This window comes from Stenotrophomonas maltophilia (assembly GCF_013464915.1).
In the GTDB taxonomy this organism is placed as follows: Bacteria; Pseudomonadota; Gammaproteobacteria; order Xanthomonadales; family Xanthomonadaceae; genus Stenotrophomonas; species Stenotrophomonas maltophilia_AT.
The window spans coordinates 13,959-28,510 of the sequence record NZ_RAVT01000042.1; the positions used below are offsets into that span (position 1 = coordinate 13,959).

The following is a 14,552-nucleotide window of genomic DNA, read 5'->3' on the forward strand; positions in this document are numbered from 1 at the left end:
AGCCTTAAAGCTACCTAATCAATATCGGAGTGCCGGATGGCCAACGATGGGGTACACGATCCAGTCAACACCGGACGTCGGCGTTTTCTTTCTGCCACCACAGCCGTGGTGGGCGCCGTCGGCGTCGGATTCACCGCAGTTCCTTTCATCAAATCCTGGAACCCCAGTGCCCGCGCCAAGCTTGCCGGCGCACCGGTGGTGGCCGACATCAGCGCCCTGCAGGAAGGCCAACGCCTGATCGTGGAATGGCGTGGCCAGCCGATCTGGATCGTCAAGCGGTCCAAGGCCATCCTCGATGCGCTGCATGGGCTGGATGGCCGTCTCAAGGACCCCGAGTCCGGCGAGAAGGACCAGCAGCCGGACTACGTGCTGAAGCAGAACCCCGAGCTGCGCTCGATCAAGCCGGACATCTCCGTGCTGGTCGGACTGTGCACGCACCTGGGCTGCTCGCCGGAAATGGTCGCCGAGATCCGGCCCGAACCCTATGACCCGCAGTGGAAGGGTGGCTACTTCTGCCCCTGCCACAAGTCGCGCTTCGACATGTCCGGACGCGTCTTCAAGGACGTGCCGGCGCCGATCAACCTGAAGGTGCCCGCGCACCATTACCAGGACGACAACACCATCATCATCGGTGTCGATCCGCAGGGGGCTGCCTGATGGCCAATATCCTCGCCCGTACCGCCAGCGGCGTGGCCGACTGGGTCAACGCCCGCGCCCCCGGCCTGATGCCGGTGTACCGCAAGCATGTCAGCGAGTACTACGCGCCGAAGAACTTCAACATCTGGTACTACTTCGGTTCGCTGGCGCTGCTGGTGCTGGTCAACCAGATCGTCACCGGCATCTTCCTGACGATGCACTACAAGACCAACGCCGCCGAGGCGTTCGGTTCCATCGAATACATCATGCGGGACGTGGAGTGGGGCTGGCTGATCCGCTACATGCATTCCACCGGGGCCTCGCTGTTCTTCATCGTGGTCTACCTGCACATGTTCCGCGGCCTGCTGTACGGCAGTTACCAGAAGCCGCGCGAGCTGGTGTGGATCCTCGGCATGCTGATCTACCTGGTGCTGATGGCCGAAGCCTTCATGGGCTATGTGCTGCCGTGGGGACAGATGTCGTTCTGGGGCGCCAAGGTGATCATCTCGCTGTTCGGCGCGATACCGGTCATCGGCAATGGCCTGACCGAATGGATCATGGGCGACTACCTGCCCAGTGACGCCACGCTCAACCGCTTCTTCGCGCTGCATGTCATCGCACTGCCGCTGGTGCTGTTGCTGCTGGTGGTACTGCACCTGGGCGCGCTGCATGAAGTGGGTTCGAACAACCCCGATGGCGTGGAGATCAAGAAGGGGCCGAAGGGCAACCGCTGGTCGCCGAACGCGCCGGCCGACGGCATTCCGTTCCACCCGTACTACACGCTCAAGGATGGCGTCGGCGCCGGCTTCCTGCTGATCATCGCCGCCTTCATCATCTTCTTCGCGCCCGGTTTCGGCGGCCTGTTCCTGGAGCACGACAACTTCACCGAGGCCAACCGCCTGGTGACCCCGGAGCACATCAAGCCGGTCTGGTACTACACGCCGTACTACGCCATGTTGCGGGTGGTGCCGAACAAGCTCGGTGGCGTGCTGGTGATGTTCTCGGCCATCGCGATCCTGTTCCTGGTGCCGTGGCTGGACAAGGCGCGGGTGAAGTCGGTGCGCTACCGCGGCTGGATCTCGAAGGTGATGCTGGGCGTGCTGGCGGTGTGCTTCGTGTGGCTGGGCGTGATCGGCTCCGGTCCGGGCACCGACGTGCACGAGACCTACATCGGGCGGGTGCTGACCTTCCTGTACTTCGCGTTCTTCATCACCATGCCGCTATGGACACGGTTGGACAAGACCAAGCCGGTACCGGAGAGGGTGACCACCCATGACTGATCGCTGGATGGTCCGGCTGGCCCTGACGGCCGCCCTGATGCTGGGCAGTTTCCTGGCCTCCGCCGCCGAGGGTGGCACCAAGCTGCTGCAGGCCGGCAACGACCTGGGTGACCGCGCCTCGCTGCAGCGCGGCGCGCAGCTGTACATGAACTACTGCTCCGGCTGCCATGCGCTGAAGTACCTGCGCTATTCGCGGATGGCGCAGGACCTGGGCCTGACCGAGGAAGAGGTGATGAACAACCTCAACTTCACCGGCTCGGCGATCGGCGACCCGATCCCGGTGGCGATGCCCAAGGAGAACGCCGAGAAGTGGTTCGGCAAGATGCCACCGGACCTCAGCCTGATCGCGCGGGTGCGCGGCAGCGACTGGGTCTACACCTATCTCAAGTCGTTCTACCTGGACAGCAGCCGGCCGCTGGGCTGGAACAACGCGCTGTTCGCCAACGCGTCCATGCCCAACCCGCTGTGGGAGATGCAGGGCCTGCAGCATGCCGTGCATGGCAAGCCTGAAGCGCCGGGGATGGACCCGCCGGTGACCGGCCTGAAGATCGAAACGCCGGGTTCGGTCGATGCCGGGCAGTACGACCAGGCCGTGCGGGACATCACCAACTTCCTCGAATATGCCGGTGAACCGGCCGCGCTCAAGCGCCAGCAGCTGGGCGTGTGGGTGATCCTGTTCCTGGCCCTGCTGACCTTCCTGCTGTACCTGTTGAAGAAGGAATACTGGAAGGACGTTCACTGATTATGCTGTCGGCCATCGCACGGGCCTATTGGCTTTTGTGATGGTCGGTTGCACACTCGGGGAGGAGTCGATCGCCGGCACGGTGCCGGCGGCGCCGATGCGGCAGGCGGTCTCCTGTCGTGGGAGAGCCTTTGATGGCGGCGAGCGTACGCATGCGCAATACACTGACGCTGTTTTCCTCGAACGACGATGTACTGTGCCACCGTGTACGTCTGGTCCTGGCGGCGAAGGGGGTCACGTTCGACTTCGTTCCGGTCGATCCGCAGAACCCGCCTGAAGACCTGATCGACCTCAATCCGTACCATTCGGTGCCGACCCTGGTCGAACGCGAGCTGGTGCTGTACGCCGCGTCGGTGGTCAGCGAGTACCTGGACGAACGTTATCCGCATCCGCCGCTGATGCCGGTCGATCCGCTCTCGCGTGCACGCATCCGCCTGGCGATGCTGCGCATCGAGCACGACTGGGTGCCGCAGGTGCAGGCCATCCAGCTCGGCAACAAGACCCAGGCCGAGGCCGGCCGCAAGCGCCTGAAGGAGCTGCTGACCGCCTCGCTGCCGCTGTTCAAGGCCAGCAAGTTCTTCCTCAACCCGGAAATGAGCCTGGCCGACTGCGCGATGGCGCCGATCATCTGGCGCCTGCAGTCGCTGGACGTGCCGCTGCCGAAGGACGGCAAGCCGATCGAGGACTACGGCAACCGCATCTTCCGCCACCCCGGTTTCGTCCGCAGCCTGACCGATCAGGAAAAGAAACTGCGCGATCTGCCGGTCTGACCCAGCCATGCGTTATCCGTCTGCACGCCGACCAGCGTGCAGGCGATCCGCCCCGGCGGGGCGCCGGGCGCGTACACTTCACGCATGACCGAAGACTTCTTCCACATGACCAGCCACCGCCCGTACCTGCTGCGGGCGCTGGTGGAATGGATCAACGACAACCAGCTGACCCCGCACATCCTGGTCGACGCCGGGGTTCCCGGCGTGCAGGTCCCGCCTTCGGCGGTGAAGGATGGCCGGGTCGTGCTCAACATCGCCGAACGTGCCGTCGTACGGCTGATGATCGACAACGAGATGGTGAGCTTCTCGGCGCGCTTCTCCGGCACCAGCTATCCGGTGCAGGTACCGATCAGCGCCGTGCTGGCCGTCTACGCCCGCGAGACCGGGCAGGGCATGGCGCTGCCGGACGATATTCCGGGCAACGACACCGCGCCGACCAGCGATGAGCTGCTGCACGATGAAGGTACGCCGCCGGACGATACGCCGCCGGCCAGCCCGCCGCCCAAGGGCCGCCCGAACCTGCGCGTGGTCAAGTAATGGTGGGTGCCGACCGTTGGTCGGCACATTGCTGCCGCTGCACTCGCCGGGCACGGCCCGGCGCTACCGCTTACACATCCTCGGCATCCTCCACATCCGGCCGGATCTGGCTGATCCGCGCCGCCCCCGGGCCGGTGAACGAGATCAGCTGGTCGCCGCGCAGCACCATGCGGCCTACATGGCGATCGATGCCATCGTAGGAATACTCGAACTTGAACGTACGCTCGAAACCGAGCCGTCCATCTTCGCCACGCGACAGTCGCAGGCCGGTAGCGTGCACCGCCTGGTCCAGCCATTGCACATCGGCAGCGCGGCAGGCATTGCGCCCCAGCTCGACCGCGCGCTCGGCGGCCGAACGTGCGGCGTTCCAGAAGAAGTAGATGATTCCGCCGGCAATCAGCAACAGCAGCAGGGTGGGCATGGCGTCAGCCGTCAGAGGTCGATCCGGCAAAGATGGCGGCGAACGCGCGCTGGATCAAGCGCTGCATTCACCGCTGTGGTTGTGGTTCGCCAGACACCGGCTGCGCGGGCACGATGACCGGTTGCGGTGCCGGGGCGGGCTGCATCGGCGTCGTAGTGGGCGAGGGCATCACCAGCGGTGATGTGGCGGTCAACTGCAGCAGCGCTGCCCAGTCCTGGCGGTTGAAACTGCATTCTTCCTCGCGCCCCGGGGTGCAGCTGGGGTCAATGCCGGTGCTGTTGCGTTCGCGCGCCGGTGGCAGCTTGATCAGCCCGGTACGATCAAGCTGCAGCAACCGCATCGCCACCGTGTTCATCACGTTGCCGCCAACCAGGTACAGCGTCTGGTCGCCGCCGAGGTTGGCCGCCACCACCACTTCGCAATGCGATTTCCAATGGCCCACCGAGCCATTGCCCAGCGCCTGCACCAGCCCGCTGTAGCTGAGCGTGGTGCTGCGGTCACGCAGGAAGCACAGCAGGTCGCCGGGCGCGGGCTTGGCGGTGGCGGGGTCGACCAAGCGGTAAGGCACGCCCGATGGGCCGCCCTGGTAGGCCGCGCGGATGTAGTCGATGTGGCGTGGCGAGGTGTTGAAGCCTGGAACACCGGCACGCACCATCACCCAGGAAATGAAGGCAGCCGACCACGGGTTGTCGATCAGGAACGCCCGGCAGTCACTGTCGGTGTAGCGCGTGCCCAACGGCGCCAGGCAGCTGCTGGCCCCCGCGATGCTGCCCATCGCGTTGAGCGTGCCGCTGTTGCGCCAGTAGCCGGCCACGCGCTGCCAGGCGATCAGTCCATTGTCGGCCAGGTGATCGCTTTCGGCCTCGGTGACGCTGAGGCTGGCGGCGCGCCCATCACGATCGATGAAGGAGCGGAACCACAACCGGTGCTCGTTGCAGGCGGTATTGCGGATGGCCACCGCCAACGGGCTCAAGCCGAAGCGGGGCGGAACATCGCAGGCCTCGGCGGCAGCCGCGGACAGCGGGGCCGCGACCAGCAGCAGGCAGGCAGGAAAGAGCATCCGGCGCATGCGCGGCTCCTGTGGGGGATGACCGCAGGGTCGCAGAGGACGCCGTGGCCGAGCCGTGAAGGCGAACGGATCCTGTAGAGCCGAGCCCATGCTCGGCTCATTGTCTGGAGCGCGTGTGGGGCTCGCTGCAGATCGAGAGGCAGCCGAGCGCAGGCTCGGCTCTACAAGGTCCTGCAGGCCTCAGCCCGGCGGCGGGCCCAGCTTCAGCGACAGATCGATGGCCTGCACGTGCTTGGTCAGTCCGCCGATGGAGATGCAGTCCACGCCGTCTTCGGCGATCGAACGCAGGCCACCCAGTCCGACGCTGCCGGAGACTTCCAGCGGGATGCGGCCCGCCGTGATGCGCACCGCCTCGCGGCGCAGGTCGGGGCTGAAGTCATCCAGCAGGATGCGCTCGCAGCCGGCTTCCAGTGCCTGGCGCAGCTGCGCAAGATCCTCGACCTCGACCACCAGCGGCAACCCAGGCCATTGCCGGCGTGCGGCAGCCACGGCCGCGGCCAGCGAACCGGCGGCACGGATGTGGTTTTCCTTCAGCATCACCGTGTCGTACAGGCCGAAGCGGTGGTTCTCGCCGCCGCCACAGCGCACTGCGTACTTCTGCGCCAGGCGCAGGCCGGGCAGGGTCTTGCGGGTGTCGAGGATGCGCGTGCCGGTACCGGCCACGGCCGCCACATAGCGGGCAGTGGTGGTGGCGGTGCCGGACAGCGTCTGCAGGAAGTTCAGCGACGTGCGCTCGGCACTGACCAGGCTGCGGCTGCGCCCGTGCAGCAGGGCCAGCACGGTGCCGGCAGTGACCGCGTCACCTTCGGAGACACGCCATTCGATGCGCACGTTCGGGTCGAGCGCGCGGTGGGTGGCGTCGAACCAGGGGCGGCCGGCGATCACTCCGTCCTGCTTGCACAGCAGGTAAGCGCTGTCGGCCTGGTCGGGCAGCAGGGCGGCGGTGACGTCGCCGCTGCCCAGGTCCTCGGCCAGCGCACGCGCGACATCGGCGGCGACAACGGCCGCATCCGGCGTCGGCAGCGCGCTCATGCGGCCGGGAAGTCAGTGATCTGGGCGGTGGGAATGGCTTCCTCGGCCAGCAGCACCGGGATGCCGTCGTCGACGCGGAACACCTGCTTGCGGTCGCGGGTGACCAGCGCTTCGCGCAGCGGCTGCGCCAGCGGGTTGCCATCGGCCTTGTTCACCGCGCCGGCGGAAATGGCCTTGTTGAGGGCTTCCAGGCCCTTGCCATCCAGCAGGGACAGGGGCTGGCGGGTGTCCGGCGACACCAGCAGGTCGAGCAGCTTGCGATCCATGGTTCTTCGTCTTGCGTGGAAGATGGCTAGAATACGTCTTTAAGGCAGGTGACGGCCAATGACCCCCAACCCGATCGCGCCGCTTGTCGGCATCGTCATGGGTTCCCGTTCCGACTGGGAAACCATGCAGCACGCCGCCCAGAAGCTTGAAGCCCTGGGTGTTCCGTTCGAAGTGAAGGTGGTGTCCGCGCATCGGACGCCGGATGTGTTGTTCAGTTACGCCGAGCAGGCGGGCCCGCGGGGCCTGCGCGCGATCATCGCCGGTGCCGGCGGGGCCGCGCACCTGCCGGGCATGATCGCCGCCAAGACCGCCGTGCCGGTGCTGGGTGTGCCGGTGCAGTCCAAGGCCCTCAACGGCATGGACTCGCTGCTGTCGATCGTGCAGATGCCGGCCGGCATTCCGGTTGCCACCTTCGCCATCGGCAACGCCGGCGCGTCCAACGCCGCGCTGTTCGCCGCTGCGATGCTGGCCAGCGACCAGCCGGCGATCGGCCAGGCCCTCGATGCCTTCCGTGCACGCCAGACCGAAGACGTGATGGCCCACGACGATCCGCGCCAATGAGCCTGACCGTCGGCATCCTGGGCGGCGGCCAGCTCGCCCGCATGATGGTACTGGCCGGTGCACCGCTGGGACTGCGCTTCGAGCTGTACGACCCGGCGGTCGACGCCTGCAGCGGCCCGTTGGCGCCGCTCACCGTCGGTGCCTTCGATGACCGCCAGGCGCTGGCGGCGTTCGCCGCCAAGGTCGATGTGGTCACCTTCGATTTCGAGAACGTGCCCGCTGACAGCGCACAGTTCCTGGCCGACCGCGTGCCGGTCTATCCACCGCCGGCCGCGCTGGCGGTAGCCCAGGACCGGTTGAGCGAGAAGACCCTGTTCCAGCAGCTGGGCATCCCGCTGCCGGCCTTCGCCGATATCCGCAGCCGTGACGAGCTGGCGGCGAAGGCGGCTGAGTTCGGCCTGCCGTGCATCCTCAAGACCCGCCGCCTTGGTTACGACGGCAAAGGCCAGTTCCGCCTGCGCAGCGAGGCTGACATCGACGCCGCGTGGGATGCACTGGGTGCGCAGGTCGACCGCACCGGCCTGATCCTGGAAGGCTTCGTGGCGTTCCAGCGCGAGGTCAGCGTGGTCGCCGTGCGTGGCCGCGATGGCAGCTTCGAGGCCTGGCCAGTCACCGGCAACTGGCATGTCGACGGCGTGCTGTCGGCCAGCGTGGCCCCGGCCGTGCTGTCCGATGCCGAGCAGCAGGCCGCGATCGGCTATGCCCGCCGTGTCGCCGAACACCTGCAGTACGTCGGCGTGTTCGCGCTGGAGCTGTTCTGCCGTGATGGCGAACTGCTGGCCAACGAGATGGCGCCGCGCGTGCACAACTCCGGCCACTGGACCATCGAAGGCAGCGAGACCTCGCAGTTCGAGAACCACCTGCGCGCCGTGCTGGGCCTGCCGCTGGGCAGCACCCGCATGCTCGGCCACGCCTGCATGCTGAACTGGCTGGGCGCGATGCCCGACCCGGCACCGGTACTGGCCCAGGCCAGCGGCCATTGGCACGACTACGGCAAGGAGCCGCGCGAAGGCCGCAAGGTCGGCCACGCCACGCTGCGCGATGATGAGGCCGCCGCGCTGGCCGATGCGCTGGACCAGGTAGGGCTGGAGCTGGATCGCCAGGCCCAGGTGGCGCCGGCGGTGCACGCGCTGCGCAACCGCTGAACAAAGGGTGCCGGCCAGCGGCCGGCACTACCCTGCGCCGATGGCTGCAACGCTGTGAAGCGCCGGTGCAGCCATCGGCGCAGCATTGCCGGTGGTAGCGTGGAGCTCCTTTCACAGGAGTCACGACCATGCTCGACTGGAATGCCTACCGCAAGGAACTGAAGGGCCGCATCGGCGAGATCGGCAAGCTTTCGCCCGACACGGTCAAGGGCTACGCCACGCTGGCCAATGCCGGTGCCCAGACCAACCACCTCGATGCGAAGACGCGCGAGCTGATCGCGCTGGCGGTGGCGGTCACCACCCGCTGCGACGGCTGCATCACCGTGCACGTGGATGCCGCGCTGAAGCACGGCGCCAGCCGCGAGGAAATCGCCGAGGCGCTCGGTGTGGCGGTGTCGCTCAATGCCGGTGCGGCGCTGGTGTATTCGGCGCGGGTGATGGACGCGGTGGCCGCGCACGAGAGCGCGTGAAGCTCTGTTCTGTTTCCCGGTAGTGSCGGCCGCTGGCCGGCAGATCGGGTATGTCCGTGCGCGTATGGGGATGCCGGCCAGCGGCCGGCACTACCCCGTGGCCGAGCCCCCTCAGCGCAGCTGGCTTTCGGCGAATTCCCAGTTGACCAGCTGCCAGAACGCATCCAGATAGCGCGCGCGGTCATTCTGGTAGTCGGTGTAGTAGGCATGTTCCCAGACATCGCAGCACAGCAGCGGCGTGCTTTCACCCGTCAGCGGCGTGCCGGCATTGCGGGTGGCCTGGATGCCCAGCTGCCCGCCAGGATGCTGCACCAGCCACACCCAGCCCGAGCCGAACAGGCCCAGCGCGGTGCGGTTGAATTCCTCGCGCAGGCGCTGCACGTCGCCGAACTGGCGCTTCACCAGCTCGCCCAGGCGGCCCTGCGGTTCGCCGCCGCCACGGGGCCGCAGGCACTGCCAGTAGAAGCCGTGGTTCCACGCCTGGGCGGCCGCATCGAACAGCTTTCCCTGGGCCTGGCGGACGATCTCCTCCAGTGACGCTTCTTCCCACTCGGTGCCGAGGATGCCGGCATTGACTGCATCCACATAGGCGCGATGGTGGCGGCCGTGGTGCAGCTCCAGGGTCTGTGCGGACAGGTGCGGCTGCAGGGAGCCGGAAAGGTAGGGCAGGGCAGGCAATTCGACAGGCATGGACAGGTTCGTGGCCAGAGGGGCGGCGGCAGCCGGTTCCATCCGCTTACAATGGCGGCTACCGTGGGCAGTCTAGCCGACCACCGCGGTCGGTTTGTCCGGCGAAGCAAGGAGTGAGGTTGTGGCGGTAATGCAGCAAATCCAGGCCGAGGTCGATCGTTACCCGCTCGTGCTGTTCATGAAGGGCACCCCGCAATACCCGATGTGCGGCTTCTCCAGCCGCGCCGTACAGGCGTTGATGGCAGCCGGCGCGGTCACCCTGCGCACCGTCAACGTGCTGGAAGAACCCGAGATCCGCGCCAACCTGCCGCGGTTCTCCAACCTGCCGACCTTCCCGCAGCTGTTCATCAACGGCGAGCTGATCGGCGGCTGCGACATCGTCCTGGAACTGTTTGAAGCCGGCGAGCTCAAGCGCATCGTCGAAGAGGCGACCCAGGGATGAGTGCCTGGCCATCGACGTCACCGGCCAACGGGGCGCTCGATGGCCGCCCGTTGCAGGATCGCGTGGTGCTGGTTGCCGGCGCCGGTGGTGGGCTGGGCAGTGCAGCAGCCGTTGCCGCCGCCGCCGCCGGGGCGACCGTGGTCCTGCTGGGCCGCAAGCCGCGCCGGCTGGACCGTGTCTATGCCCAGGTCCAGGCCGTCGGCCCGGAACCGCTGCTGTATCCGCTGGATCTTGAGGGTGCGGGCCCCGACGACTATGCCGAACTGGCCCAGGCCCTGCAGCGCGAGCTGGGACGGCTGGATGGACTGCTGGTCTGTGCCGCCCATTTCCCCGGATTGACCCCGTTCGAACTGGCCGACCCCGCCAGTTTCGCCCGTGCGGTGCATGTCACCCTGACTGCTCCGGCGTGGCTGGCCCAAGCCTGCCTGCCGCTGCTGCGGCAGCGCGAGGATGCGGCCCTGGTGTTTGCGGTCGATGCCGCCGAACGGGTGGGGCAGGCCTATTGGGGGGGGTACGGCGTGGCCCAGCATGGCCTGCGCGGGCTGATCACCAGTCTGCACGACGAACTCGGTCGCAGCCCGGTGCGGGTCAGTGGCCTGTACCCGGGCCCCCTGCGCACGGCGCTGCGCGCCCGGGCCTATTCGGTTGACCAGGACCCGGCCGCGCAGGGCCCGGAGGTGGCCGCCGCTGCGGCCGTGGCTCTGCTGTCCAGCGCTGGCAGCGCCTGGCGGGGCCAGATTCTCGATGCCAGCGGGGCATTTCCCGGCGAGTGAGCCCCGGGGAAAGGCGGAGTGAAGAACCCGTCACGATTGCGTTGCGATCCGGTGCCGTTTGTCGCACAACCGTCACATTGATGGCGTAGCGTGTTAATCTAGTGTTAACCGTTATGGCTGCCTTCAGCCAAGCGGTAGGGAACCCCAGATAAATCTCCGACCAGCCACCCGCAGGGCTGTTTGGATGCGCTTTTTTTCCGCCATCGCCAACTCGCATCGAGGCTACCGAAAAATGACCCACCCACTCCGGATGTCCAAGCTTACCCTTGGTCTCGTGGCCGCACTCGCCGCCGCTCCCGCCTTCGCCCAGAGCACCTCTGCCGGTGTCGGCGGCCAGGTGATGTCCGCCGCAGGCCAGCCTGTCGCCGGCGCTGAAGTCACCATCACCCACACCGAGTCGGGCACTGTTTCGCGTGCCACCACCGATGCGTCGGGTCGATACAACGCGCGCGGTCTGCGCGTGGGTGGTCCGTACACCATCACCATCACCAAGTCCGGTGAAGGTACCAAGACCGAAGAAGGTGTCTTCCTGAACCTGAACCAGGTCAACACCGTCAACGCCAGCCTCGGCGGTGACCTGGCTGCGACCAACCTGGACGCGGTGAACGTTGTCGCCACCGCGGGCGGCCTGGACCTGTTCAGTGCCAACAAGATGGGCACCGGCAGCAACGTGACCCGCGAAACGATGGACGCGCTGCCGTCGGCCAACCGCAACATCCAGGACTACATCCGCCTGGACCCGCGCATCTCGCAGGTCAGCAAGGCTGACGGCGCGATCTCGGCCGGTGGCCAGAACACCCGCTACAACGCCATCCGCATCGACGGCATCAGCGCCTCCGATCCGTTCGGCCTGGGCTCCAACAACCTGCCGACCGAGCGTCAGCCGGTGTCGATGGACGCCATCCAGGAAATCAACATCGACCTGGCCAACTACGACACCACCATCGCCGGTGGTACCGGTGCGGTGATCAACGCCGTGACCAAGTCGGGTACCAACGAGTTCCACGGCACCGTGTACGGCTCGTACCGCGACAAGGACATGATCCGTACGCGCCTGGAAGGTGACACGACGGACTTCAACGGCTTCAAGGACGAGAAGACCTACGGCATGACCCTGGGCGGCCCGATCGTCAAGGACAAGCTGTTCTTCTTCACCAACTATGAAAAGTACGAGCGTAGCGGCGGCGGCGTGAGCCTCGGCGAAACCCCGTACAACAAGCCGAACGGCATCAGCGACGCCGACATCGCCCGCGTGCAGAAGCGCATGTCTGATCTGGGCTACCCGGTCGGCGGCATCGGTGCGCTGGACAACAAGACCTCGATCGAAGAGTACGCGATCAAGCTCGACTGGAACATCAACGAGAACCACCGCGCGGCCCTGCGCTACAACAAGATGAAGCAGGACGTCGTCCGCTTCCCGCAGGTCAACAACAGCGCCATCTCGCTGAGCGACTTCTGGTACACCCAGCCGACCCAGTACGAAACCTGGATGGGTGAACTGTTCAGTGACTGGTCCGAGAACTTCTCGACCGAGTTCAAGGTTTCGCACAAGGACTACTCGTCCAACCGCGTTGCTGCCTCGCACCTGCCGCAGATCCGCGTGCGCTTCGGCAACAACTCGCTGTACCTGGGTACCGAGCAGAACACCCACACCAACATCGTCGAGTCGAAGGAACTGAGCGCCTTCGGTGCCGGTACCTGGTACATCGGTGACCACACCGTCAAGTTCGGTTTCGATTACACCGACAACGACCTGATGAACTTCTACGGCCGCAACCTGTACGGCGCGTACGAATTCGCCGACCTGGCTGCGTTCGAAGCCGGTACCCCGTCGGCCTACCAGGTGCGCGTCCCGCGCGCCGGCGGCAGCGTTGACGACATCCCGGCCAAGTTCCACCTGAAGAACACCGGCCTGTTCATCCAGGACACCTGGGCGATCAACTACAACCTGAGCCTGATGTTCGGTATCCGTATCGACATGCCGGACTTCAGCACCCAGCGCCTGTACAACCCGCGCATCGAACAGCTGTACGGCTTCAACAACACCCAGCTGGTCGACAAGAAGCTGTTCCAGCCGCGCGTCGGCTTCAACTACACCTTCGACACTGATCGTCCGACCCAGCTGCGCGGTGGCGTTGGCCTGTTCGGCGGTGCTGCACCGAACGTGTGGCTGGCAGGTGCCTACCAGAACACCGGCCTGAACTACTCCGAGTACAACCTGACCCGCAACCCGGGTGGCTTCAGCTTCGACGCCGACAACCCGTACATCCCGAACCCGTCGCTGGCCTCGGCCCGCCAGAACGTCGACCTGATCGCCCCGGGCACCCGCCTGCCGTCGGTGTGGAAGGCCAACCTGGCGTTCGACCATGAGCTGCCGTGGTACGGCATCGTGGCGTCGGCTGAAGTGCTGTTCACCAAGGTCAAGGATGGTCTGTACTTCGACCGCCTGGACGTGATGTCCCCGAATGCCAAGCGTTCGGTCGGTCAGGATGGTCGCGCGCTGTACTGGAACGACTACGGCATGAACGGCGCCAATGCCGGCCCGAACGGCATGCAGGCTGGCCAGAAGAACGGTCGCGCCTGCTCGGCGACCGATCTGACCTGCCCGGGTGACCGCGTCAACCGCCCGGGTGACATCGGCGACGTGATCCTGCTGCGCAACACCGACAAGGGTCGTGGCTCGCAGGCTACCTTCTCGCTGGCCAAGCCGCTGACCGAGAACTGGGGCTGGTCGCTGGGTTACACCTACACCCAGTCCAAGGAAGTGAGCCCGCTGTCCAGCTCGCAGAACACCTCGAACTGGAACAACACGCTGAGCCTGAACGCCAACGACAACGTTGCGTACAACTCGCGCTACGCGATCAAGGACCGCATCACCGGCACCCTGGAGTGGAAGCACAACTTCTTCGGTGACAATGCCACCCGCGTTGGCCTGTTCTATGAAGGCCGTTCGGGCCGTCCGTACAGCTACGTCTACTACAACGACGTGAATGGTGACGGTGCCGGTACCAACGACCTGTTCTACGTGCCGAAGGGCCCGGGTGACGTGATCTTCACCGGTGGTGCCGACATGGAGAAGAAGTTCTTCGAATGGCTGGCGCAGAACCCGGAGCTCGAGGCCTACCGTGGCAGCGTGGTCCCGGCCAACTCGCACCGCGCCAAGTGGGTCAACAGCTTCGACGTCCGTATCAGCCAGGAATTCCCGGGCTTCGTGAAGGGTCACAAGGGTGAAGTCGCCCTGGACATCATGAATGTCGGCAACCTGCTGAACAAGAAGTGGGGCCTGATCGACGACTACGGCTTCTACGCCACCCGTCGCGTTGCCAACTACTCGGGTATCGACCCGGCTACCGGCAAGTACCTGTACAACTTCACCGGCCGTACCGACAATTCCTCGATCCAGGAAAACAACAACGACAAGGGCAACACCGCCGTGTCGCGCTGGTCGATGCAGCTGACCCTGAAGTACAAGTTCTGATCAATCAGAGCCTGAAGCAGTAAGTGAAAACGGCCGGGGAAACCCGGCCGTTTTCCGTTCAGGCGAAAGTCCTTGCAGGCCACTCTGCATCGGCGTAGCATCCAGAAATGTGCGCGGTGCCAACGCCGCCGATGCGGTCCCGGAAAGGCGAACGCAGGGAGCACACATCCAACGGTCGGGCTTCCCGGCCGTTTTGCTTTTTAAGGGGGCGGCAGTACAGTCGGAAACCTTGAAGGAAG

At 65.9% G+C, this 14,552-nt stretch carries 16 protein-coding genes; 11 read left to right on the top strand and 5 right to left on the bottom strand.

Features of this window, described 5'->3' with window-relative positions; all coding sequences use genetic code 11:
* Positions 1–36: 36 nt before the first annotated feature.
* From petA to D7T59_RS14600, 5 genes are all read left to right on the top strand, one after another.
* The gene (gene petA / locus D7T59_RS14580; RefSeq protein ID WP_004151998.1) at positions 37–657 is read left to right on the top strand and encodes a ubiquinol-cytochrome c reductase iron-sulfur subunit; all 621 of its coding nucleotides are present in this window, start codon (positions 37–39) and stop codon (positions 655–657) included.
* Complete coding sequence (locus D7T59_RS14585; RefSeq protein ID WP_008266017.1) at positions 657–1,916, top strand: cytochrome b; 1,260 nt, start codon at positions 657–659, stop codon at positions 1,914–1,916. Before petA ends, D7T59_RS14585 begins: the two co-directional genes overlap by 1 nt.
* Positions 1,909–2,658, top strand: a complete 750-nt coding sequence (locus tag D7T59_RS14590; protein ID WP_111112425.1) for a cytochrome c1 — start codon at positions 1,909–1,911, stop codon at positions 2,656–2,658. Before D7T59_RS14585 ends, D7T59_RS14590 begins: the two co-directional genes overlap by 8 nt.
* A gap of 134 nt (positions 2,659–2,792) precedes the next feature.
* Positions 2,793–3,428 (top strand): glutathione S-transferase N-terminal domain-containing protein, encoded by a 636-nt coding sequence (locus D7T59_RS14595; protein WP_164136096.1) that lies wholly within the window; start codon positions 2,793–2,795, stop codon positions 3,426–3,428.
* An 84-nt stretch (positions 3,429–3,512) separates the two neighbouring features.
* Positions 3,513–3,965, top strand: a complete 453-nt coding sequence (locus tag D7T59_RS14600) for a ClpXP protease specificity-enhancing factor (protein WP_049432553.1) — start codon at positions 3,513–3,515, stop codon at positions 3,963–3,965.
* A 70-nt stretch (positions 3,966–4,035) separates the two neighbouring features.
* Here the strand turns inward: D7T59_RS14600 and D7T59_RS14605 are convergent, their stop codons facing one another.
* The 4 genes from D7T59_RS14605 to D7T59_RS14620 form a co-directional block, all read right to left on the bottom strand.
* Positions 4,036–4,386 (bottom strand): DUF3301 domain-containing protein, encoded by a 351-nt coding sequence (locus D7T59_RS14605; protein WP_005415950.1) that lies wholly within the window; start codon positions 4,384–4,386, stop codon positions 4,036–4,038.
* 67 nt (positions 4,387–4,453) lie between these two features.
* Positions 4,454–5,455 (bottom strand): DUF2272 domain-containing protein, encoded by a 1,002-nt coding sequence (locus D7T59_RS14610; protein WP_180851548.1) that lies wholly within the window; start codon positions 5,453–5,455, stop codon positions 4,454–4,456.
* A 180-nt stretch (positions 5,456–5,635) separates the two neighbouring features.
* Entirely contained in the window at positions 5,636–6,487 is an 852-nt protein-coding gene (gene nadC / locus D7T59_RS14615; RefSeq protein WP_180851549.1) for a carboxylating nicotinate-nucleotide diphosphorylase, read from the bottom strand.
* Complete coding sequence (locus D7T59_RS14620) at positions 6,484–6,753, bottom strand: Trm112 family protein (RefSeq protein WP_049432560.1); 270 nt, start codon at positions 6,751–6,753, stop codon at positions 6,484–6,486. The genes nadC and D7T59_RS14620 overlap by 4 nt, the downstream gene beginning before the upstream one ends.
* Before the next feature lie 58 nt (positions 6,754–6,811).
* On the opposite strand from D7T59_RS14620, the gene purE reads away from it, so the two are divergent.
* The 3 genes from purE to D7T59_RS14635 all read left to right on the top strand — a co-directional run bounded on the left by purE (position 6,812) and on the right by D7T59_RS14635 (position 8,930).
* Positions 6,812–7,315 carry a 5-(carboxyamino)imidazole ribonucleotide mutase gene (purE, locus tag D7T59_RS14625; protein ID WP_005412808.1) on the top strand — a complete coding sequence of 168 codons (504 nt, stop codon included), beginning with the start codon at positions 6,812–6,814 and terminating at the stop codon, positions 7,313–7,315.
* Entirely contained in the window at positions 7,312–8,460 is a 1,149-nt protein-coding gene (locus D7T59_RS14630) for a 5-(carboxyamino)imidazole ribonucleotide synthase (RefSeq protein WP_180851550.1), read from the top strand. The genes purE and D7T59_RS14630 overlap by 4 nt, the downstream gene beginning before the upstream one ends.
* 128 nt (positions 8,461–8,588) lie before the next feature.
* Complete coding sequence (locus D7T59_RS14635) at positions 8,589–8,930, top strand: carboxymuconolactone decarboxylase family protein (protein WP_004152082.1); 342 nt, start codon at positions 8,589–8,591, stop codon at positions 8,928–8,930.
* Between the two features lie 111 nt (positions 8,931–9,041).
* Here D7T59_RS14635 and D7T59_RS14640 read toward each other — a convergent pair whose 3' ends face one another.
* Entirely contained in the window at positions 9,042–9,620 is a 579-nt protein-coding gene (locus D7T59_RS14640; protein ID WP_099552721.1) for a superoxide dismutase, read from the bottom strand.
* Positions 9,621–9,741: 121 nt separating this feature from the next.
* Between D7T59_RS14640 and grxD the strand changes: the two genes are divergently transcribed.
* The 3 genes from grxD (at position 9,742) to D7T59_RS14655 (ending at position 14,313) form a co-directional block, all read left to right on the top strand.
* Positions 9,742–10,062 carry a Grx4 family monothiol glutaredoxin gene (gene grxD / locus D7T59_RS14645; RefSeq protein WP_005408852.1) on the top strand — a complete coding sequence of 107 codons (321 nt, stop codon included), beginning with the start codon at positions 9,742–9,744 and terminating at the stop codon, positions 10,060–10,062.
* Entirely contained in the window at positions 10,059–10,835 is a 777-nt protein-coding gene (locus D7T59_RS14650) for an SDR family NAD(P)-dependent oxidoreductase (RefSeq protein WP_164136093.1), read from the top strand. The genes grxD and D7T59_RS14650 overlap by 4 nt, the downstream gene beginning before the upstream one ends.
* Positions 10,836–11,067: 232 nt before the next feature.
* Positions 11,068–14,313: a TonB-dependent receptor gene (locus D7T59_RS14655; protein ID WP_142807648.1), complete on the top strand. Its 3,246-nt coding sequence runs from the start codon at positions 11,068–11,070 to the stop codon at positions 14,311–14,313.
* The last annotated feature ends 239 nt before the right edge of the window (positions 14,314–14,552 follow it).